Source organism: Halogranum gelatinilyticum, from assembly GCF_900103715.1.
GTDB lineage: Archaea > Halobacteriota > Halobacteria > Halobacteriales > Haloferacaceae > Halogranum > Halogranum gelatinilyticum.
This window is the reverse complement of the sequence record NZ_FNHL01000001.1, coordinates 526276-547752: the sequence shown is the minus strand read 5'-3', so window position 1 is coordinate 547752 and position 21477 is coordinate 526276. Positions and strand designations below refer to the sequence as shown.

The following is a 21477-nucleotide window of genomic DNA, read 5'->3' as shown; positions in this document are numbered from 1 at the left end:
GCCACGTCGCCCGCGCGGATTCTCGCCGCGATTTTTTCTGCCCGTCAGCAGAGGTCAGATTAGGTGTATGCCCCATCACCGCATGGCACATAATCCCAATAACCGCACGACGGCGTCGGGGTGCTTCGACTGGCGTATCGAAATGGTTTTAGGGGAATCCTCCGAAAGAAGGCCCACGAAGCGCCTTAGCGCGTGAACTCAACCATGAGCGAAGACAAACCGCACCAGAACCTGGCCATCATCGGCCACGTTGACCACGGAAAGAGTACGCTCGTGGGCCGACTCCTGTTCGAGACAGGGTCCGTCCCCGAGCACGTCATCGAGCAGCACCGCGAGGAAGCCGAGGAGAAGGGCAAGGGTGGCTTCGAGTTCGCCTACGTCATGGACAACCTCGCCGAAGAGCGTGAGCGTGGTGTCACCATCGACATCGCCCACCAGCAGTTCGACACCGACAAATACTACTTCACTATCGTCGACTGCCCCGGCCACCGTGACTTCGTGAAGAACATGATCACGGGTGCCTCGCAGGCAGACAACGCGGTTCTCGTCGTCGCCGCCGACGACGGTGTCGCGCCCCAGACCCGTGAGCACGTCTTCCTGGCCCGTACGCTGGGTATCAACGAGCTCATCATCGGCGTCAACAAGATGGACGTCGTCGACTACTCCGAAGACACCTACAAGGAGGTCAAGGAGCAGGTCTCCAACCTCCTGAAGCAGGTCCGCTTCAAGTCCGACGACGCGACGTTCATCCCGATCTCGGCGTTCGAGGGCGACAACATCGCCGAAGACTCCGAGAACACGCCGTGGTACGACGGCCCGAACCTGGTCGAGGCACTCAACGACCTGCCCGAGGTCGAGCCGCCGACGGACGCACCGCTGCGTCTGCCCATCCAGGACGTCTACACCATCTCCGGCATCGGTACGGTCCCGGTCGGCCGTGTCGAGACCGGTGTCCTCGAAACCGGCGCGAACGTCTCCTTCCAGCCGTCGGACGTCGGCGGCGAGGTCAAGACGGTCGAGATGCACCACGAGGAAGTCCCGCGCGCCGAGCCCGGTGACAACGTCGGGTTCAACGTCCGCGGCATCGGCAAGGACGACATCCGCCGTGGCGACGTCTGTGGCCCGGCCGACGACCCGCCGAAGGTCGCCGAGACCTTCAAGGCGCAGCTCGTCGTCATGCAGCACCCCTCGGTCATCACCGCTGGCTACACGCCGGTCTTCCACGCCCACACGGCGCAGGTCGCGTGTACCATCGAGTCGATCGACCAGAAGCTCGACCCCAAGTCGGGCGAGGTCGCCGAAGAGAACCCGGACTTCATCAAGTCCGGCGACGCCGCTGTCGTGACGGTCCGACCGCAGAAGCCGCTCAGCATCGAGCCGTCCGGCGAGATCCCGGAGCTCGGCTCCTTCGCTGTCCGTGACATGGGTCAGACCATCGCGGCCGGCAAGGTCCTCGAAGTCAACGAGCGATAATGCAGCAAGCTCGAGTCCGGCTCGCCGGGACCAGCCCGGAAGACCTCGACGACATCTGCGATGACGTCCGCGACATCGCGGAGAAGACGGGCGTCGCGCTCAGCGGTCCGATTCCGCTGCCGACGAAGACGCTCGAAGTCCCGGCCCGCAAGTCGCCCGACGGTGAAGGGACGGCAACGTGGGAGCACTGGGAGATGCGCGTCCACAAGCGTCTGATCGACATCGACGCTGACGAACGCGCGCTGCGCCAGCTCATGCGCATCCAGGTGCCCAACGACGTCAGCATCGAGATCGTTCTCGAAGACTGACCCAGGGGACCGGCGCTAAGGCGTTTGCGCCGCCGATTTCCGCTTCCTCTTTGGAAGCGTTGAACAGAAGCGACTAAGTAGACGACCCGACTGCGTCTATGTGCGGGCTCGTAGATCAGTGGTAGATCGCTTCCTTCGCAAGGAAGAGGCCTCGGGTTCAAATCCCGACGAGTCCACTACGACCTTTTGCGCTGCGGCTCACCTTCGGTGAGCCTCGGCAAAAGCTCGGCCAAAAGCACTCCTCCTTCACTTCGCTTCGCTCCGTTCAGTCGTCGGCCCGCTCGCTTCGCTCGCGGTGAGCGTGCTTGCATCATTCCCTGAGCAGTGGTGGCTGGAACCCCTCAAAGTTCGTGCCGACCGCCGGCTGGTTGCGGCTCTTTGAGGAACTTCGACCGCTCGTCGCCGCCGACGCTCGCGGGACGGCGTGAATCGTGTTCGTGCTGTTCGACAGGGATCGGCAGCCGGTCGATATGCGGCGGATACGTCCCTCGACGGTGCTTCGGTTAGTGAACGAACGCGGTGGCTGGCACGAGTCGGGTCACGAGAAAGGGAAGCAGCACAAGGTGCCGATTGACGAGGTGTTTTGATACTCTATTGTCTTGTCATCAGCTATATGTCGGAATAACGTATTCATATCTCACATGGACGAAGACCTTCTCTGCACATGCTCTTCAGAGGTTGAGAAAGCTCTACGATATTTGGAAGACCATATCAATTCTGAGGAAGACTATTCGGTATACAATTCGGCCGCGTTTTACGCTCTTGACCGAGTTGGCTCAGATGAGGCCAAGAAATTCTTGGAAAGATACCATGTGTCCGAACGTCTCGATATTCTTCCTTCTGAATTTTCAGACCGACTCCCATTTCTGGCGAAATTAGCAAACAAGTATCTGGAGGATGCTTGGAGTCCGGATATAGATCAATCGCCCAATCTGAATTACTTTAGCCAACGCCTCAAATCAGTCCAAATGTCGAAGGGTGACTTTTCGCTGGGGGACTATAATCCATCTGGACCAATCTGGTTTTTGGTGCAACATGATAGTTCTGCGAACTCGGTCAGAAAGGCTATCAAACACTTCGTATCCATGTTCCCCAGGGACCGGGAGCGGATTTATAGCCATGAGCTTGCTAACGCTGCTATCGGAGTAATCGCGGTTTCTGAAGTATCTCCTGATACGTATCGCCAAGAGTTGGAAGATATCACAGACTGGATTGCAGAATCTATTAATCAGCTCCTCGATGAGAAGAGTGACATATACTATCCAACGCTGGGTTACTACCTGATGGCATTAGTTAGCTCACCAGGAGACTATTCTGAGACAACAAACCGATTAGCTGAAAAGCTCATCAGCGAGCAATCTGATGAGGGATACTGGGGTAAAGCACCTGAAGAAATATCAGAGTCCAACGGCAGTCACCGTACTACCAATTTGCATCTAACAGGGGTAGTGACGACTGCACTAATTTACGCCGGATATGGTCCAAAGATACCCGCGATGGAGGTCGAGGCCATGCTGGAGAAAAAGACACGTGAATATGATAAATCAAAACCGAAGTTTGTCACCACGGTCCCTTCCACTCGGCATGAAGAAAGGAACACGGATATTCTGAACTATGCCGGAAAATTGATCTCAGAAACTGACGAGATTCTCCGAATTTCTACACTGAGAATTGATATGTTATATGAAGAAATCATCGATAAGATACATGAAGATTCGCTTGAAGTGCGAATTCTCACCAATACCGGAAAGACGTCTGGATCACGTTCAAAACTCAAAGTGGCTGCAATGAACGAGCTAAACAGACGAAGTGAGGGTAATGTGAAGGAAGATGACTTGATACACACGCGGTTTGTAATCTCAGACAACGAAGCATTGCTTGTATCGTCGGCAGATCTCACTCGGGAACAGCTTCATGAAGAATTTAACGCAGGTGTGTTCACACGAGATTCGGAGGCTGTTGGCTCAGCTATTGAACTATTCGACAATATGTGGGAGGAAGCAGACCATAGAGGACAGCAATAGTTCTATTTTGAGGAGGCCGAGAACACGCTAAAGTCGGACAGAACCACGCAGAATTGAGCCCTCAAATTGTAGAAGGAACTGGACTACTTTCGATTCGTGTCCACGATGGCTGTTCGTCGGGTCTCACCTATCCATAGAGTCCACTCGTTGGAAACGAGGCCCAGAACCACGAGCGAGAGAGATTATCCGACTTCCAGAACCACCGAACCGACTACAGACCAGGTGGGTCCCGCAAAGCTGAGGATTTGGTCGGTCAGTTGTTCGGCGAGGTTGACTCGGCCGGAGACCAGCAGACCGGCCGCCGTCAGGATGACCGCGCCGAGTATCGCGACGAGTGCGATCATCAGAACAGTTCCGACGACGGACGTTGCTCCCGAGGTATCCGCGTGAAGTTCGCTCAGCATATCGGTCCAATTACCAGACAGATTCATAAGACTGTGGCCGCGCTGACGTCGAGCGGCACTGCGGAGCGGGTCTACTCCGCCACGTCCGCGACCTCCCCGCCACTCAACTCAACAAGTTCCTCGGACTCGACCCGAAACACCGCCGTCGGCGTCCCCGCCGCGGCCCACACCGTCTCGAACTCCAAGAGCGTCTCGTCGACGAACACCGGCACCGACGTCGCGTGACAGATCGGCGGAACGCCGCCGATAGACCAGCCGGTCGCCCGCTTCACCTCGTCGGCCTCGGCCATCCGCGCCGACTCGGCCCCGACAAGCTCGGCCACCTTCGCCATCGAGACGCGGTTCGCGCCCGAGGTGACCGACACTACCACCTCGCTGTCGGCGACGAGGACGATACTGCTGGCGATCTGGGCGACGTCGCAGCCGACGGCCTCGGCCGCGTCGGCGGCGGTCTTCGTCCCCTCGGGGAACTCCTCGACGGTCGGCTCGAAGTCGTAGTTTGCGCGGGCGTCGGCGACGAACTGCTCGGCACTGGGATGCATGGTCGGCTCAACCCACGCGGCCGAGAAAAAGCTACGCCGGGCGGCGATTATTCCGCTGCCGCGGCGGCGTCGACGACCCGGCCGAGGAACAGAATCGCATCTGTCTCCCGGTGGCGAATGGCGAAGAGGAACGGCCGGTCGACGGTCATCTCGAACGGTTCGGGTGGGTCCACTTCCGCGGACGTCGTCTCCACCGTCACCGCCGTCGCTGCCGCAGCTTCCGTCCCCTTCTCGTCGACGCCGACGAAGGCTTCGTGAATCACGTCGCCGATGAACAGTGGCTCCTCGGCGTCGGCCATGCCCGAGAAGTCCGCGGCGTTCGGGTCGAAGGCGACGGGCATCCCGAGGTCCGACAGCGTCTGCTTCAGGCTCATCGCCGACGAGAAACTGAACTTCGGCAACCGGAGCGTCCCCTCGCGTTCGTCCAGTTTGTCAAGGAGGGTCGACAGCCGTTCGGCGTCGAGGCTCCCCTCGAACTCCTCGAACGTCCCCTCCTTCGGGAGCACGACGACCATGCTCACCTCGTGGCCGACGTAGGGGAGTTCGACGAGTTGGTGGCCATCGGTCTTCGCGTACTGGAAATCTTCGGTCACCTCCATCGTCGGCACCTCGGCAGTCGACCCGCCGAGTGCGGTGAACTCGCGTGGTTCGGTCTTCTCCTTCTCGAACTCGTGCTGCCAGTTCGCTTTGAAGTAGATGGCGTTGGTGAGCACGAGCCGCGTCATGTCGTGAATCGACCCCTCGGGCAAGAGCTCCGGAATCTTCTCCTCGGTCCGGTCGGCGACCCAGCCGTTGATGGTCTGACGAGCACCCTCGGGTTCCGACACGAAGTCGACGGCGTGCAGTCCCGCTCCGTAGTTCCCTTCGAGCGTCGCGAGGAACGGGTCACGCCACGGATAGTCCGCCTGCCCCCAGAGCGCGTTGGCACCGGCCAGCCTGAAGGGACGAGGCTCGTCGTCGTCAGTGTCCGAGCCGTCGTCCGCTGCGTCGTCACTCCCGTTCACACGTCCTCGAAGCGTGTGGAACGCCGGGTGTAGTTCTTCTCGTGGCAGCGAGAAGCGGAGCGTCTGACCCATCTGCTCGCGGGTCTCGCCGCGTGCGCCGGCGTAGGTCATCGCCAGCGCGACGGAGACGCTGTAGGGCGAGATGAACCGGTTGGTGTTCGGGTCCGCGTCGACGAGCGACCCGTGGAGATCGAACGCGAAGTCGGTGGCGTCGGCGACGAGCGTCTCGAGGGTGTCGGCGTCGACGTCGGCGGGCCTGACCGGTGTGCTGTCGCTCTCGACGGTGTCGACTGGGACCGTGTCGTTGCCGAGGGGTGAGCCGAGACAGCCACCGAGGAGACCGCTGGTGGCCAGCGCGGTCGAGAGGGCGAGAAAGTCGCGTCTGTCGGGGGACATAGCTCTCTCTGCGGGCGAACGGGGTAAACGCCTTCTGTAGACACAAAGAGGGCTTTGAGTGACCGAGAGACGCCGGGGCAGCCCCGACGGACTCCGTTCAGTATTCGATGTCGTCGTCGATCTCGTCGTCGTCGACGACTTCGACGCCGCGGTTGTTGACGTCGTAGGGGTTGAGACCGATCTCCTCCATGAACTGCTTGTAGAGCCGTTCGGCCGTCTCGGCGTCCTTCTGCTTGTCGGAGGCGCGGTCACAGAGCGCGATGAGATCCTCCGGCACGTCGTTCTCGTGGACGATCCAGTGGTTGATGAGGTCCGACAGCCGCCGGATGGGCGAGGTGAAGTGGCCGTAGATGTCGAAGTTGAGCGCGTAGTGGCCGCCGAAGGGGTCGTTCATGTACTTCGCTCGGGGCATCACCCGCAGCACCGACCGCTGGACCTTGTTGAGGTTCTTGCCGCTCGCGCTTTCGAGGGCTTGGTTGACCGCCTTCCGGGGGTCGTCCCACGCCGCCCCGGACATGTTGATGCCGTCGAGTTCGGCGATCTCTTTGAGGGCTTTGTCCCACTGGTCGGGCGTCGGCTGGGGGTGGACGCGGTACATCGCCTCGACGCCGCGGTTCCACATCAGCTCGTGCGTGACGGCCTTGTTCGCCTTCAGCATACACTCCTCGATGATGGTGTGTGCGCGGTCGCGGCTCGGGTTGAGCACGAGCGAGCCGTCCTCCTTGCGCTGTTCGTGGAGCTGGTCGGCGAGGTCGTAGACGAGGCTGTTCTCCTCGTGCAGCGGGGCGTCGGGGTCGTCGAGCCGGTTCTCACACTGCGTGTAGGTGAGCCGTTCGTTCGAGTGGATGACGGACTTGTAGATCTCGATGTTCTCGAACGAGAGGGTGTCCTTCTTGATCGCCATCTCCACCGTGTGCGCCAGTCGGTCCTCGTTGGGGACGAGAGAACAGACCGTCTCGGCGAGCGCGGGCGGCAGCATATGGATAGTGTAGCCGGGGAGATAGACCGTGTTGCCGCGCTGGACCGCCTCGGCCCACATCTCCGAGCCGGGGTGGACGTAGTGGGTCACGTCGGCGATGTGGACCCACAGCCGGTAATGTTCCTCCTCTTCGGCGATGCTGATGGCGTCGTCGAAGTCCTGGGCGTCGACGGGGTCGGTCGTCCACGTCGTCAGGTCCCGAAGGTCCTGGCGGTGGTCCAGTTCGTCCTGAATCTCCTGGTGGACGCCCTCGGTGCGCTCTTCGGCCTCTTGGAGGACGGCCGACGGGAACTTGTCGCGGATCTCGAACTCCTCGAACAGCTCCTCGCGTTTGTTCGCCAAGTGGCGGTCGATCTCTTCTGTGATCTTGACGGGACCCTGCCCCTCCGCCGTCCCGGCGTAGGCCTGGTCGTCTTCGTCCGTCTCTTCGTTCGACATAGTTTCGACAACAACAGAGAGGTAGTTAGGCGTGTCGGGGTCCGGTCAGGGCAGCAGAAACGGCAGAAAACCGCCGACGAGCCAGACCAGCCCGATGGCGGCGAAGACGCCCCCGACGAGGAGCGGCACGAGCGAACCGAGCGCGAGCCGCCACGTGGCCGACCGCGGACTGCCGTCGACGACGACGAACGGGTCGCCACCGTCGACGACGGCGTTCACCTCGCCGACGTCGCCGCGAGCGCGACGGGGCGTGCCGAGGACCGACACCGCGTCACCGGCTTCGATGCGGTATTCGACGTACTTGCGGTCGCGACCCGTCGGGAAGCGAAGGGGACCGACGTCGAAGCCGTGGCTCTCGTCGTCGACGCGCTCGTTGACCTCGATGAACGTCCGGATGCGGTCCGGGGGGCTTCGGCCGCCGGCGACGCGGGTCGACTCGTCGAGACTGACCTCGAAAGTGGCCGTCGCCGGGTCGACGCGGACGCGCCCCGTCTCGTCTTCGAGGACGAAGGGGACGCCAGCCCAGCCCGAATCGACCGTCTCCCACGTCCGCTGGCTGGTCTTCGTCGAGGCGTTGTAGCTGGAACGCTCCTCTTTCACCTCGTAGCCGACGACGAACGCGGGGCGGCCGGAAAAGGGACCGGCGAGTGGCTCGTCTTCCCCCGTCGGCCGCGCCGTTCCCGAGAGCGTCATCTGTCGGTCGGTCCCCTCCATCAACTCGCGGACGGGAACCGTCGGCGTGCGGAGGAGTCGGAGAGCGACCCGAACGGAACCGAGTCCTCTGGTGGCGATGTAGCCGCCGATGAGGACGAACGCGAGGGCGACGAACGTGCCGACGCCGAGAAACGGGACGAGCTGTGTGGGCGGGAGCGTGGGAATCACGAGCGTCGGAGGGGCGAACTGCATAGCTGGTGTGGTCCGGCCACCGAGAAAAGGTCAGCGTTGTTACCGGTCGTGGTCGTCCTGTTCGGGCTGGTCGAAGCGTTCTGCGACCTCGCCGAGATAGCGACGGAGGAACTCCTCCTGAGAGAGACCGTGTTCTTCGATGTCTGCGAGCAGGCTTTCGAGACCGGCTCGGGGCTGGTGGCAGAGGTCGCGGTAACACGCCTTACAGAGATGTTCGAACTCCTTGCCGTGTCGTTCCCACCGGTTGCCCTCTTTGTCGTACTCGCGGGCCTCGGAGCGGGGGAGCGAGGAGCCGCAGGCGATGCAGACGACCGTCTTCCGGCCCCGGTTCGTCCGGGAGCGCCACATAGAGATGAGGAAGTCCGCCGGTCACTTAGCGTTTATCACCCGTCAAACGGCCGTACGACGGCCACTGCGGCGAGGAGGACAAGGGCGATGGCACCCGAGACGACCCCGAGACGACCCCGAGATGCTCCCGAGACGCCCCCGAGACGGAACGGGCGATTTATCCACAGCGCGACGTATCTGGGGAGTATGAAGGTCAAATCCCGCCACCACCTGCGCAGCGACGACGTCGCGGCCATCGAGGACGCGATGTCGGCGAACCTCGGTGTCGACCTCGACGGCGACAGCTACGAACTGGTCGAACTCGCCGACTCGGAGTTCGACGTCGTCCTCGTCGACGGCGAACCACTCGTGCTCTACGTCGACGACGAACCGTTCCTCACCGTCCGCGGTGCCAACGAACATCCGCCGTCGAAGGGCGTCGTCACCGTCGACGCCGGTGCCATCTCCTTCGTCTCCAACGGCGCGGACGTGATGCGGCCGGGCATCGTCGAGGCCGACGCCGACATCGAACCCGACGACCTCGTCGCCATCCAGGAGGAGACCCACGGTAAAGTACTCGCCATCGGCCGCGCGCTGGTCGAGGGCAGCGACATGGTCGGCGACTCCGGAAAGGTCGTCGAGTCGGTCCACCACGTCGGCGACGAACTCTACGAGTTCAGCGTCTGAGTTCTTCTATTCTTCGTCCATATCGTCCGCCACGCCGTACTTCTCCAGTGCCAACTCGTAGCCGCGCTCGGCCTCGTGGAACGTCTCCCGCAGGTCCCGCATCGGTGTCTCCGTCGCGTCGACCCGCAGGTCGTTGTAGTACGGCTCGAACTCCTGCTCTTCGGTCGAGGCGACGACGAGCGCGGCACTCTGGACCGGGAGGTCCTCGCGGGCGTCGCCACCCTCTGCGTCGCCCGCCGCCAGCGCGTCGATGAGCCGCTTCGCCAGCGGTTCGTCGCGGTCGCTCTTCTCGTAGGATCGGACGGTCGCGTCGACGACGGCCTCACCCGCGAGGAGGTTGCCCGCGACAGTGACAGCGTCGCCCTCGTGGTGGCCGTACCAGTCGTGACATTCGTCGCCGGAGAAGGCGAAAATCGCGTCCCGAGAGACGCCGTGGACCTGCCGTTTCTCGCGCTCGTCGTCGGCGTTCAGGAGCCCCCGCAGCGCGTCGTCGACGGCGAGTCCGTCAGCGAGATACTCCAGCCCCTTCCGGCCCAACTCAGGGTTGGTGAAGCTCTGGGTGGCGATGGCTCCGTGTTCGCTGGCGTAGGGACAGATCGCTCCCACACCGGGCAGACGGGTGGTGACGGCGACGCCGAAGCGGACGTGTTCGTTCTCGCTGTCGTCGTCGCTGTCGACGCCCTCGACGCCCTCGACGCCGTCCTCACCGTCGCCGCTGACGGTGTACTCCTCGCGAACGCAGATGCTGAAGGTCATGCTCGGAGCCAGGCGTACCGAGGAGAAAAAGCCCGGACTCTCGACTGTCCTCGATTGGCGCTTACTGCGTCTGCGACGTGCTGTTGCCCGCGGCGTCGGTCACGGTGAGCGTGACGCTGTAACTGCCCGAGCCCTTCGTGCGGACGTCGCTGCGGCCCGAGGCCGACGACCCGCTCACGCTCGTCGTCTCGCTGGCGACGGCGCGACCGCTGCCGTCGACCAGTGCGACTTCGACCTGCGCGAGGTCGCCGTCGGCGTCGGAGACGGACCACGAGACGCGCTTGCGCGCCCACTTCGGGTTGCTCTTGTCGGAGACGCTAAACCGGTCGACGCTCGGTGCGGTGTCGCCGCCGCTGTCGGCGTCGGTGGTGAAGGCGTCTCGGGACCCCGCGTCGGTGTCGCCGTCACTCGCGGTGGCGACCGCCCGGAACTCGTAGTCACTGCCCGAGTCGAGACCCGAAACGGAGGCACTGAACGAGCCGGTCGACGACAGGGTCTGGACGGCCGTCGTGTTCGAGAGACTGCCACCGAGCGGGCCGTACTCGAACTGGACATCGGCGGAGGCCGCGCCACCGAGGTCCGAGAGCGTCCCGTTCAGCGTCGCCGACGACGTGCCGACCGACGATTCTCCATCCGTCGCGACGACGACGGAGGTGTCCGCCGTCTGCGTGGTGAAGGCGTCTGTGGTGCCTGCGTCGGTGTCGCCGTCACTCGCGGTTGCGACGGCGCGGAACTCGTAGTCCGTGCCCGAGTCGAGACCCGAGACGGACTCGCTGACGGAGCCGGTCGCGTCGAGCGTCTGGACAGCCGTCGTGTTCGACAGGTCGCCGCCCGCGGGTCCGTACTCGAACTGCACGTCCGCGGAGGCCGCGCCACCGAGGTCCGAGAGCGTTCCGTTGAACGTCGCCGACGACGTGCCGACGTTCGTCGCGCCGTCGGTGGCGACGACGACAGTCGTGTCGGCACTCGTCGTGCTGAACGAGGCGAGACTCCCCGTGTCGCTGTCGCCGTCGCTGGCGTCGGCGACCGCCCGGAACTCGTAGCTCGTGCCGGCGTCGAGACCGGAGACGGAGGCACTGAACGACCCGACCGAGGACAGGGTCTGGATGGCCGTCGTGTTCGTGAGACTTCCGCCGATCGGCCCGTACTCGAACTGGACGTCGGCCGAAGACGCCCCACCGAGGTCCGAGAGCGTCCCGTTGAGAACTGCGGTCGTCTCGGTCACGTCCGTCGCGCTGCCGGTCGAGACGGCGACGGACGGGTCGGGGTCGCTGCCACCCGAATCTGCGAGCGCGGCCTCGACGTCGACGAGCCCGTAGCCCTGCGCCTCGCTGGAGAGACCGATATCTTCGGCGGTGTCGCGGAGTCGCTGGCGGGCGTCGGTGTTGGAGTAGCCCGCAGCGAGCAGTTGGGCGGCCGCGCCGGAGACGTGTGGTGCTGCCATCGACGTGCCCGACTTCGCGCCGTAGCCGCCGTCGTAGGTGGTCGAGGTGATGGAGACCCCCGGTGCCGCGAGTTCGATAGACGGCCCGGTGTTCGAAAAGTACGCGAGATCGTCCGCGGAGTTCGTCGCACTGACGGCGACGACCGAGTCGTACTGGGCCGGATAGAGCGCCTCGCTCGCGCCGTCGTTGCCCGCGGCGGCGACGACGAGGACGTCCCGGTCGTAAGCGTACTGACAGGCGTTGGCGAGCGTCGACGAGGAGGAACTGCCGCCGAGACTCATGCTGGCGACGGCACTGCCCCACTCGCTCTGAGCCTTGTTGGCGACCCACTCCAGCGCGGCAGCCATGTCGGAGTAGTAGCCCCAGCCGCCCGAGTCGAGGACCTTCGCGGCGTGGAGCGCCGCGTCGGTGCTGACGCCGACGACGCCCTCGCCGTTGTCCGGCGCGCTGGCCGTGCCAGCGCAGTGTGTCCCGTGGCCGTTGTCGTCGTTCCAGTCGGCCGAGTTGGCGACGAAGTTGTAGCCCTCGCCGAAGTTGCCGACGAGGTCCGGATGGTCCGCGTCGATGCCCGTGTCGAGGATAACGACGTGTGCGCCCGCGCCCGAGTTGCCCGCTGCCTGTGCGGCGTCGGCGTCGATGCGGTCGACGCCCCACGGGACCGTGTCGACGGCCTGTGCGACGCCGTCGCGCTCGACGTAGTCGACGTCAGCGCGCTGCGAGATGGCCTCGACGGCCTGCTCGGGCAACTCGACGACGACTGCCCGGCCGTGTTCGGCGAAGTCCAGTTCGCGGTGGACGGCGTTTGCCCGTGATTTGGCGGCTCGCTCGGCGGCGGCCGACCGCGTGCCGACGATGAACCGGCCGGTCCTGCGCGCGGCGGCCGACCCCGACGCGAGCAGCCCGACGGTGCCCAGTGAAAGCCCGGAGAGGAGAGATCTCCTCGAAAGCTGGTGGTGTGTCATAGCCCTACACTCTGGTGTATCGAGACGGTCTTTTTTAGTTTACCGTATCTCGTTGTAAAAAGTCGTTTTTTCCAGAATTACCAGCTGCTAGCTCTGTTCTGTCGTTTTCGAGTGACATCGGCCGCCTGTCGCGAGTTCGTAAACAGACACGAACGATGCCATCATCGTACCGATACGTTCCGTGCGTCGGCGGCGACGGTCGCTGTCAGCCTACCGTCTGACGTAAGAACTAATGGCCCGACGACGATTGTACATCTCATGGGAATTATGAACAGGCTCATCGGTGGGGGCGCGACACACTCTACCGAGGACTACGTCGAACTGGACCTCGACGACTTCGACACCGCTCGGGGTGAGGCGGGGATGACGGTTCATATCGCCGAGATCAGCGGACAGCAGGACGTCGTCGCCATCAAGGACGCCGTCTACGACGGTGACTTCGTCATCGCGGACATCACGCGGCTGCGGACGCAGGACCGCACGGTCGAACACATCATCGACGAACTCCAGCAGGTCGCCCGCGAGGTCGACGGCGACATCGTCCAGAAGGGCGACGACCAGCTCATCGTGACGCCGACCGGCGTCAACATCTCGCGACAGAAGCTCAGCTGAGGCCGCCGTCTCTCTTAGGAGTTCGACGCGCTTCTCCGTCCTCGCTTCTATCGCTGTACCCAACGCTCGGCGAGTCACCACCTTCGCGAACCGACGGGTATTCAGGGTTCCTCTCCTTACCTGACTTCCAGATGAGCAAGGACTTTATCGAGGTTCGAGGTGCGGAGGAACACAACCTCAAGGACCTCGACGTCTCCATCCCGCGCGAGCAGTTCACGGTCGTGACCGGCCTGTCGGGGTCGGGTAAGTCGTCGCTCGCGTTCGAGACCATCTACGCCGAGGGACAGCGCCGCTACATCGAGTCACTGAGTGCCTACGCCCGCAACTTCCTCGGCCAGATGGACAAGCCACAGGTCGAGTCGGTGGAGGGACTGTCGCCCGCCATCTCCATCGACCAGAAGAACGCCGCCAACAACCCCCGCTCGACGGTCGGGACGGTCACGGAACTCCACGACTATCTCCGACTGCTCTACGCCCGCGTCGGCACGCCGCACTGTCCGGAGTGCGGTCGCGAGGTCGGCGAGCAGAGTGCCCAGCAGATGGTGCGGCGCGTCTTCAAGCTCCCCGAGGGGACGAAGGCGAAGCTCGCCGCACCCGTCGTCCGCGACCAGAAGGGTGCGTTCGAGGACCTCTTCGACGACCTCGTCTCCGACGGCTACTCGCGCGTCGAGGTCGACGGCGAGCAGTACGACCTCACTCTCGATCGGCCCGAACTCGACGAGAACTACGACCACACTATCGACGTCATCGTCGACCGCATCAGCGTCGACGAGGAGGCCCGCTCGCGCATCACTGACAGCGTGGAGACAGCACTCGACCGCGCCGGCGGGATTCTGAAGGTCATCGTCCCCGACGCGAGCGAAGAGGCCGCCGATGCACTCGGTGGCTCGACCGCCCGCGCGACGGGTGACCTCGCGGGCGCAGACGGCGAGGACAGACTCGTCGTCGAGTTCTCCGAGGAACTCGCCTGCACCCACTGTGGTATCGACTTCTCCGAGATCGAGACGCGCTCGTTCTCGTTCAACTCGCCGCACGGTGCCTGTCCCGAGTGTGAGGGCATCGGCGAGGCGAAGGAGGTCGACGAGGACCTCGTCGTCACGGACCCCTCCCAGCCGCTGAAGCACGTCTTCGAACCGTGGAGCTACAAGCGGTCGTACTACCGGACCCGCATCGACTCCGTCGCCGAGCACTTCGGTGTCAGCGTCGACACCGCGTGGGAAGACATCGACGACGACGTCCAGCGACAGTTCCTCTACGGCACGGACCGACAGGTCGTCTTCCAGCGACAGACGAAGAACGGCACCCGCCGCAAGGAGAAGCGCTTCGAGGGCGTCATCCCGAACCTCGAACGCCGCTACGTCGAGACGGAGTCGAAGGGCACCCGCGAGCACATCGAGGACTACATGGCCGTAACGACCTGTCCGGCCTGTGACGGCACGCGCCTCAAGCCGCAGTCGCGGTCGGTGCTCGTCGACGGCACGGCCATCACCGAGGTCAACCGCCTCAGCATCGGTGACGCGCTCGAACACTTCGAGTCGATGGAAGCGGACCTCACTGAACGTGAGCGGACCATCACCGAGGAGATTCTGAAGGAGATTCGCGCCCGCCTCGGCTTCATGACCGAGGTCGGTCTCGAATACCTGACGCTCGACCGCGAGGCCTCGACGCTCTCGGGCGGCGAGAGCCAGCGAATCCGGCTCGCCACGCAGGTCGGCTCGGGGCTCGTCGGCGTCCTCTACGTCCTCGACGAACCGTCGATTGGCCTCCACCAGCGGGACAACGACCGCCTGCTCAACACGCTGGAAGGGCTGCGCGACCTCGGCAACACGCTCATCGTCGTCGAACACGACGAGGAGACGATGCGTCGGGCGGACAACGTCATCGACATGGGACCGGGGCCGGGCAAGCGCGGCGGCGAGATCGTCGCGCAGGGTGACTTCGACGATATCTGTGCCGCGGAGAACTCCATCACCGGCGACTATCTCTCGGGTCGCAGGAAAATTCCCGTCCCCGAGGAGCGCCGCGAGTCGGACAGTGAACTCGTCATCGAGGGCGCACGCCAGCACAATCTGAAGGACCTCGACGTGCCCATCCCCATCGGCCAGTTCACGGCCATCACCGGCGTCTCCGGCTCGGGGAAGTCGACGCTGATGCACGACATCCTCTACAAGGGCCTCGCCCGGAAGATGAACAACAACACGAGCGTCGACCCCGGCGAGCACGACGCCATCGAGGGGCTGGAGGGAATCGAGACGGTCCGGCTCATCGACCAGTCGCCCATCGGCCGGACGCCCCGGTCGAACCCGGCGACCTACACCGGCGTCTTCGACCACATCCGCGAGATGTTCGCCGAGACGAAGCTCGCCAAACAACGCGGCTACGAGAAGGGCCGCTTCTCGTTCAACGTCAAGGGCGGCCGCTGTGAGGAGTGTGGCGGGCAAGGGACTGTGAAGATCGAGATGAACTTCCTCTCGGACGTCTACGTCCCGTGTGAGGAGTGTGGCGGCGCGCGCTACAACGACGAGACGCTCGACGTCACCTACAAGGGCGCGACCATCGCCGACGTGCTGGATATGGAAGTCGACGAGGCCTACGAGTTCTTCGAGGCCAACTCCCAGATCCGCCGTCGCCTCAAACTGCTGAAGGACGTCGGTCTCGGCTATATGTCGCTCGGCCAGCCGTCGACCACCCTATCGGGTGGTGAGGCTCAGCGCATCAAGCTCTCCGAGGAACTCGGAAAGCGACAGACCGGCGAGACGCTCTATCTCCTCGACGAGCCGACGACCGGCCTCCACAAGGAGGACGAGCGCAAGCTCATCGACGTCCTCCAGCGGCTGACGGACAACGGCAACACCATCGTCGTCGTCGAGCACGAACTCGACCTCGTGAAGAACGCGGACAACGTCGTCGACCTCGGTCCCGAGGGCGGCGAGAACGGCGGCGAAGTCGTCGCGATGGGCACACCCGAGGAGGTCGCCCGCACCGACGAGAGCCACACCGGCCGCTATCTGCGCGATATGCTCCCCGACATCGACAAGGAGGGGCCGCGCTCGGACCGTCGGAAACCCGCCAAGCCGATCAGCGACGACGACTGAACCGCCTCGCCGGTGGCTTTTCACGCAGTCTCGCCTTATCGTTAGCCATGGTAACACTCTACGTGGCAATGCGTGATACCCTCCTCGTCGCCAGCGGCGGTCCCGAGGACTGGCAGACAACGACACGCCTCGCCGAACACGAACTGGAGTGTCTCGCTGTCCATCCCGACCGCCCCGAACGACTGCTCTGTGGGACGTTCGGCTCGGGGATTCTCCGCAGTGTCGACGGCGGCGAGACGTGGGACGGTGTCGGCGAGCGTGTCGTCGACAGCGATGCGGTCACTGCCCTCGCCGTGAACCCTGACGACCCTGACGAACTGTGGGCCGGCACGGAACCGAGCGCGGTCTACCGCTCCACGGACGGCGGGGAAACGTGGACCGAAAAATCGGGGCTGACCGACCTCTCCTCCTCGAAGAACTGGGCGTTCCCGCCACGGCCGGAGACGCACCACGTCCGCTGGCTGGAGGTCGACCCCGCCGACCCGGCACATCTCTACGTCGCCATCGAGGCCGGCGCGCTCGTCCAGACCCACGACCGGGGCGAGACGTGGGAGGACCGCGTCGACGCCGCGCGCATCGACACACACAGCATGGCGACGCATCCCGATGCTCCGGGGCGGGCGTGGACGGCCGCTGGCGACGGCTACGCGGAGACGACGGACGGCGGCGAGACGTGGGACTATCCACAAGAGGGGTTGCGCCACCGCTACTGCTGGAGCGTCGCCCTCGTCAACCCCGAAACCGTGCTCGTCTCGTCGGCGTCGGGTGCCTACTCGGCACACACCGCCTCGCGAGCGGACACCTACGTCTACCGGAAGCGCGAGGGGGAAGGCTGGGAACGGCTCGACGGCCGTGGGCTGCCGATGGGTGAAGGCGTGACTCGCGCGGTGCTCGTCGCCGGCGACGGTGGTGAGTGCTACGCCGCCAACAACCGAGGGCTGTTCCACTCGGCCGATTCGGGCGACTCGTGGCGACGGCTCGCCGTCGACTGGCCGGAGTCGTTCGAGACGTCGACGGTCAGAGCGTTGGCTGCCGTCGAGTGAGAGCCGAGTGAGCGTCGAAACGGGCGAACAGAGCGAACAGACGGCACGGAAGGTCGCCGCGACATGGAGTGCCGTACTCCCGCGGGGCACGTCGCGGTCAGCGTCAGGCCATACCCTCGGTGGTCCCGTCCTCGCGTTTGAACCCTCGGACCGTCCGTTCGGGCGAACCGGGAAGGTATTTGCCTCGGCGGCCACCAGAGGTCGGTATGTACGACTTCGTCGTGGTCGGCGTTGGTCCCGCTGGCGCACGCTTCGCCCGCCGCGCCGCCGAGGCCGGATACGACGTCCTCGCCTTGGAGAAGGGCGAGGTTGGGACGCCACTGGCCTGCTCCGGCCACGTCAGCACCGACATCTGGGACTTCGTCCCCGACGATGCGAAGAACCGCCTCCTCCAGAACCGCGTCTACGGGGCGAACTTCCACGTCGGCGGGCCCGAGAGCGACGCCCACCGCTTCTACAGGTCCGAGGAGATCTCGAACGTCATCGACCGCGTCGAGTTGGACCGAACCCTCGCCGACGCGGCCCGCGACGCGGGTTCCGACGTCCGCGAAGGCCACACCGTCACCGGTGTCGAAGAGCAGTCACACAGCGTCACCGTGACGGCGAGCGTCGGCGGCGAGACACAAGAATTCGAAGCGAAGATGGTCGCCGGGAGCGACGGCCCCATCTCGCGGGTCCGCCGTGAGGTCGGGCTGCCGGAACCGGCCGAGAAGCTCCACGGCGTCCTCGCGTTCACCGACGAGTCGGACTTCGGCGACTACGTCGACGTCCACCTCACGGCTCCGCGCTTCTTCGCGTGGCGTATCCCCCGTGGCGACGCGGGTGTCGAGTACGGTCTCGCCGCGCCGCCGGGCAAGGAGGTCAACGAACTGTTCGACGAACTGACCGCAGCGTACGACGTCGAGACCGACCACTTCTGTTCGGGTGCCATCCCCATCGGCCCGCCCGCGTCGGTGACGACCCGGCGGGTCTTCCTCCTCGGCGACGCCGCCGCACAGACCAAGCCCTTCACCGGCGGCGGCATCCTGTACGGGATGACCGCTGCCGACCGCGCCGTCGACGCCGTCGACCCCGACCGCCCGCGGACGCTCGCCGACTACGAGCGGGCGTGGCGCTCGGAACTCTCGCGGGAGATCCGTCTCGGCCACCTGATCCGGCGGGCGTACTCGCTGCCCGAACCCGTCCAGCGCGCCGGGCTGCGTGCCCTCTCGGGAGAGATCGGCGTCCACATGGACCGGCCGTCGTCGTTCTTCTCGCGCGAGCAGCTCCGGGCGTTGCTGTCCCGTTCCTGACCCGCCCCCGGACGTGTCGGTTGGGAATCAATTTGCATCGCGTCTACCGCTAAGATTATCTTGCTCACCCTCTCATCAACAGTCGATGACCGGCGAGTGGAGTCGTCGCCGCTTTACCGAAGCGGCCGAGTACATGGCTACGCAGCTCTGTGCGGGGTTCCGTGCCCACGACAACCGTGAGTACGAGCGGGCAGTCGACGCCTTCTTCGAAGTCGACCGCAGGCAGTTCGCTCACCTCGACGACGAGACCGCCCGGAGAGGAGCGGTCGCCTACGTCGACGCACTGTGGGCCAAAGACGCCATCGAGGCCGAGTACACCGACGAGGACGGCAGCCTCAGAACCGCGGCACTGGACACGGCCGACTGGTGTCCCGTCGAGTCGGCGTTCGCCGAGCGGGCCGAGGCGTTCGACATCGACCGCCGCTACGCCTCCAAGAGCACCGAAGCCTGGCGACGGCACAAGGTCGGCGGTGACTACTGGACGCCGATGATGGCCGCACAGACCTACGAACTCCGTGCGGCACTCTGTCAGCCCTCCTATCCCGACAAGCCGAGCGACGGCGAGTCCGGTTTCGGTCCCGAAGCGACCCGCTACGCCCTCGGCGTCGAACTACACGATATGCACACGGCGACCCACTGGGAACAGGCGACGGCGACGATGACACCCTACTTCGAGTACGTCCTCTCGGCCCACGAAGAACAGACGCGGCTCGACGGTGTCCCCGTCCCACCATAAATATAGTAGGCGTTCCCGTACGCCTCCATATGACCGACTACGACGAGATGGTCGAGCGGCTCCGGGCAACCGCAGGCAAGTCACTGTTGGGTGTCGGCCGGTACGACGCCGACGAGTACGAAGTGCTGTATATCAGTGAGAACTTCGCGACACGGTATCCCCAGGAGAAACTCAGCGACATCGCCCACGACATGTATCTGGAGCACATCTCCAGTGAGCACCAGGAGAACCTCCTCTACGACTTCGGCGAACTCCGTGCGACGATCCGGCTGTTCGAAGGCGGTGCAGCCCTCCACGTCCCGACCGGCGAGACGACTGGCTTCGGGTTCGGCATCGAGATGGACGCCATGACCGATGTCGTCGAACTCGTCGACATCTGTCTCGACTACGCGGACGACTGAACCTACGCGGACGACTGAACCGACAGCGTGCGGACGACAGCCGTCCGTCGGGCACGCCGGGCAGCCCGAGACGGACGGCGAGACGCCTTCACGACGCAGTTCTCAGCGGTAGGCTGGTAGCCGGTCCGAGCGGTCGCTCCCCTCGACGAACGGCAGCTCGACGCGGTCGGCGGCACGCTCGTCGCCGTCGACCCGGACCGTCAGGTCGGCTGCGGCGTCGAGACCGAAGTCGACGAGCGCGAACGCGGCTGGCTCGCCGAGTGACGGACTCTCGACCGCCCGCGTCACGTCGCCGACGTGTTCGTCGCCGGAGAAGACGGCCGCTCCGGCCGCGGGCAGTTCCTCGGCCGTGAGACCGACGAGTCGTTGGCTCGGCTGGCCGCGGTTCTCGACCTTGGAGACGACCTCCTGGCCGACGTAACAGCCCTTCTCGAAGTCGAGGGCGTTCCGGAGTCCGAGGACGTTCGGCAGCCGCCCCGACAGCTCCGTCTCGAACAGCGGCGTCCCGGCTTCGAGCGTCAGCGACTCCCAGGTCGCGTAGCCGAAGGGAGCCGAGGCGTTGCCGTAGGTCAAGAGCGCGTCGAAGAGGTCTGCGGCCTCGTCAGCTGCGCAGATGATCTCGTAGCCCTCCTCGCCGACGAGCGCGTCGCTCGCGACGACGGTGACGCCGACGTCGGCGATGGAGCCGCGGACGAAGGAGAGATGCGGCTCGGGTGCCCCCGCGTGGTTGAGGACGCTCGCGACCTTCTCGGTCGACTGGGGACCGTGGACGCCGAAGACCGCGAAGTCCTCGGTGGCGTCGCGGATCTCGACGTCCTGGATGAACACCTTCTCGCGCCAGTCGTCGACGAGCGGTTCGGCCTGTGCCGGGGGCGTAAAGAGGAGGAGTCGCTCACCGGCGTTGTAGACGTACAGATCCGTCTCGGTGCGGCCCTGCGGGTCGAGGAGGAGCGCGTAGCAGCCCCGGCCGTCCTCGTCGGGGACGCGGTTGGTCACCGCGTTGTCGACGAACTCGACGCGGTCGTCGCCCTCGACGAGGACGACGCCATAGCCCATCTCGATGGTACCGACGCCGTTGCGGACAGCCTTGTGCGCGACTGCCGGGCGGCCGTAGTCGCGGACGATCTCTCGTCCGCCGCGTTCCTCGAACGTCGCGCCGTGGTCCGCGTGGAAGTCGCCGATCGCAGTCATTGGCTGGCCGTACGCGAGCGACACCTAAAACCTGCAGGCATCGACGACGCCGCGGCGGGTCCAGTAGCCGTCGAGTCAGAGACCGAGCCGCTGGCGGACGGCGTCGAGGAAGCTCCCGTCGTCGTCGACGAGGTCCTCGGGGTCGGGGACGACCCGGTCGTCGGGATAGATGCGGACGCGCTGGCTCGCCCCTTCGACGCTGATGAGACTGTCTGTCTTGAGGTCACCGAGCGCCTGCTCGATGGTGTCGATGTCGGCGTCGACGGCCGCGCGGAGCTCGAAGACGGTCATGCCCTCGTCCGCTCGGTCGACGAGTGCATCGAGGACCGCGACCTCGACGTCGTCGCGGTCTCGATACTCCCGCTTGGCTCTCATACCCTCACCAACGAGCGCGGCGGTTTTACGCTTACCGGCGGTCCCACCGATTCCCCGGAGACGGCGTCAGACGCCCGGCAG

20 protein-coding genes and 1 tRNA gene are annotated in these 21477 nt (G+C 64.6%); 11 read left to right on the top strand and 10 right to left on the bottom strand.

Translation table 11 applies throughout. From position 1 onward, the window contains the following. The first annotated feature begins 204 nt into the window (after nt 1–204). From tuf to BLR57_RS02780, 4 genes are all read left to right on the top strand, one after another. Nucleotides 205–1473, top strand: coding sequence for a translation elongation factor EF-1 subunit alpha (tuf, locus tag BLR57_RS02795; protein ID WP_089693921.1), 1269 nt, complete (start codon nt 205–207; stop codon nt 1471–1473). Further along, entirely contained in the window at nt 1470–1781 is a 312-nt protein-coding gene (gene rpsJ / locus BLR57_RS02790; protein ID WP_394327568.1) for a 30S ribosomal protein S10, read from the top strand. Before tuf ends, rpsJ begins: the two co-directional genes overlap by 4 nt. A gap of 104 nt (nt 1782–1885) precedes the next feature. Continuing rightward, nucleotides 1886–1957, top strand: a tRNA-Ala gene (locus BLR57_RS02785). A 465-nt stretch (nt 1958–2422) separates the two neighbouring features. Then, entirely contained in the window at nt 2423–3805 is a 1383-nt protein-coding gene (locus BLR57_RS02780; protein ID WP_089693917.1) for a phospholipase D-like domain-containing protein, read from the top strand. 182 nt (nt 3806–3987) lie between these two features. Here the strand turns inward: BLR57_RS02780 and BLR57_RS02775 are convergent, their stop codons facing one another. From BLR57_RS02775 to BLR57_RS02750, 6 genes are all read right to left on the bottom strand, one after another. Further along, nucleotides 3988–4209 (bottom strand): hypothetical protein, encoded by a 222-nt coding sequence (locus BLR57_RS02775; protein WP_089693915.1) that lies wholly within the window; start codon nt 4207–4209, stop codon nt 3988–3990. A 71-nt stretch (nt 4210–4280) separates the two neighbouring features. Then, nucleotides 4281–4751 carry a YbaK/EbsC family protein gene (locus tag BLR57_RS02770; protein ID WP_089693913.1) on the bottom strand — a complete coding sequence of 157 codons (471 nt, stop codon included), beginning with the start codon at nt 4749–4751 and terminating at the stop codon, nt 4281–4283. Nucleotides 4752–4798: 47 nt separating this feature from the next. Next, nucleotides 4799–6151 (bottom strand): serpin family protein, encoded by a 1353-nt coding sequence (locus BLR57_RS02765; RefSeq protein WP_089693911.1) that lies wholly within the window; start codon nt 6149–6151, stop codon nt 4799–4801. A 97-nt stretch (nt 6152–6248) separates the two neighbouring features. Next, nucleotides 6249–7568 carry an RNB domain-containing ribonuclease gene (locus BLR57_RS02760; RefSeq protein WP_089693909.1) on the bottom strand — a complete coding sequence of 440 codons (1320 nt, stop codon included), beginning with the start codon at nt 7566–7568 and terminating at the stop codon, nt 6249–6251. Between the two features lie 45 nt (nt 7569–7613). Then, nucleotides 7614–8474 (bottom strand): GIDE domain-containing protein, encoded by an 861-nt coding sequence (locus BLR57_RS02755; protein ID WP_089693906.1) that lies wholly within the window; start codon nt 8472–8474, stop codon nt 7614–7616. Nucleotides 8475–8513: 39 nt separating this feature from the next. Beyond that, nucleotides 8514–8822: a DUF7562 family protein gene (locus BLR57_RS02750; protein WP_089693904.1), complete on the bottom strand. Its 309-nt coding sequence runs from the start codon at nt 8820–8822 to the stop codon at nt 8514–8516. Nucleotides 8823–9008: 186 nt separating this feature from the next. On the opposite strand from BLR57_RS02750, the gene BLR57_RS02745 reads away from it, so the two are divergent. Next, a complete protein-coding gene (locus BLR57_RS02745) occupies nt 9009–9488 on the top strand; it encodes an RNA-binding protein (RefSeq protein ID WP_089693902.1) in 480 nt (159 codons plus the stop codon). 6 nt (nt 9489–9494) lie between these two features. On the opposite strand, the gene BLR57_RS02740 is transcribed toward BLR57_RS02745, so the two are convergent. Next, nucleotides 9495–10244, bottom strand: a complete 750-nt coding sequence (locus tag BLR57_RS02740; protein ID WP_089693900.1) for a DUF1028 domain-containing protein — start codon at nt 10242–10244, stop codon at nt 9495–9497. 61 nt (nt 10245–10305) lie between these two features. Beyond that, nucleotides 10306–12651, bottom strand: a complete 2346-nt coding sequence (locus BLR57_RS02735) for a S8 family serine peptidase (protein ID WP_089693898.1) — start codon at nt 12649–12651, stop codon at nt 10306–10308. A gap of 258 nt (nt 12652–12909) precedes the next feature. On the opposite strand from BLR57_RS02735, the gene BLR57_RS02730 reads away from it, so the two are divergent. The 6 genes from BLR57_RS02730 (at nt 12910) to BLR57_RS02705 (ending at nt 19830) form a co-directional block, all read left to right on the top strand. Beyond that, nucleotides 12910–13263, top strand: coding sequence for a cell division protein SepF (locus BLR57_RS02730; RefSeq protein WP_089693895.1), 354 nt, complete (start codon nt 12910–12912; stop codon nt 13261–13263). 131 nt (nt 13264–13394) lie between these two features. Continuing rightward, the gene (gene uvrA, locus BLR57_RS02725) at nt 13395–16358 is read left to right on the top strand and encodes an excinuclease ABC subunit UvrA (protein WP_089693894.1); all 2964 of its coding nucleotides are present in this window, start codon (nt 13395–13397) and stop codon (nt 16356–16358) included. Between the two features lie 47 nt (nt 16359–16405). Further along, nucleotides 16406–17401: a WD40/YVTN/BNR-like repeat-containing protein gene (locus BLR57_RS02720; RefSeq protein ID WP_089693891.1), complete on the top strand. Its 996-nt coding sequence runs from the start codon at nt 16406–16408 to the stop codon at nt 17399–17401. 206 nt (nt 17402–17607) lie between these two features. Then, on the top strand, nt 17608–18693 hold the full coding sequence (locus tag BLR57_RS02715) for a geranylgeranyl reductase family protein (protein WP_089693889.1): 1086 nt from the start codon (nt 17608–17610) through the stop codon (nt 18691–18693). A gap of 85 nt (nt 18694–18778) precedes the next feature. After that, on the top strand, nt 18779–19429 hold the full coding sequence (locus BLR57_RS02710; protein WP_089693887.1) for a hypothetical protein: 651 nt from the start codon (nt 18779–18781) through the stop codon (nt 19427–19429). Between the two features lie 29 nt (nt 19430–19458). Then, complete coding sequence (locus tag BLR57_RS02705) at nt 19459–19830, top strand: DUF7522 family protein (protein ID WP_089693885.1); 372 nt, start codon at nt 19459–19461, stop codon at nt 19828–19830. Nucleotides 19831–19932: 102 nt separating this feature from the next. Here BLR57_RS02705 and ygfZ read toward each other — a convergent pair whose 3' ends face one another. Continuing rightward, a complete protein-coding gene (gene ygfZ / locus BLR57_RS02700) occupies nt 19933–21021 on the bottom strand; it encodes a CAF17-like 4Fe-4S cluster assembly/insertion protein YgfZ (protein WP_089693884.1) in 1089 nt (362 codons plus the stop codon). A gap of 75 nt (nt 21022–21096) precedes the next feature. Continuing rightward, entirely contained in the window at nt 21097–21396 is a 300-nt protein-coding gene (locus tag BLR57_RS02695; protein WP_089693881.1) for a DUF6432 family protein, read from the bottom strand. Nucleotides 21397–21477: the final 81 nt, after the last annotated feature.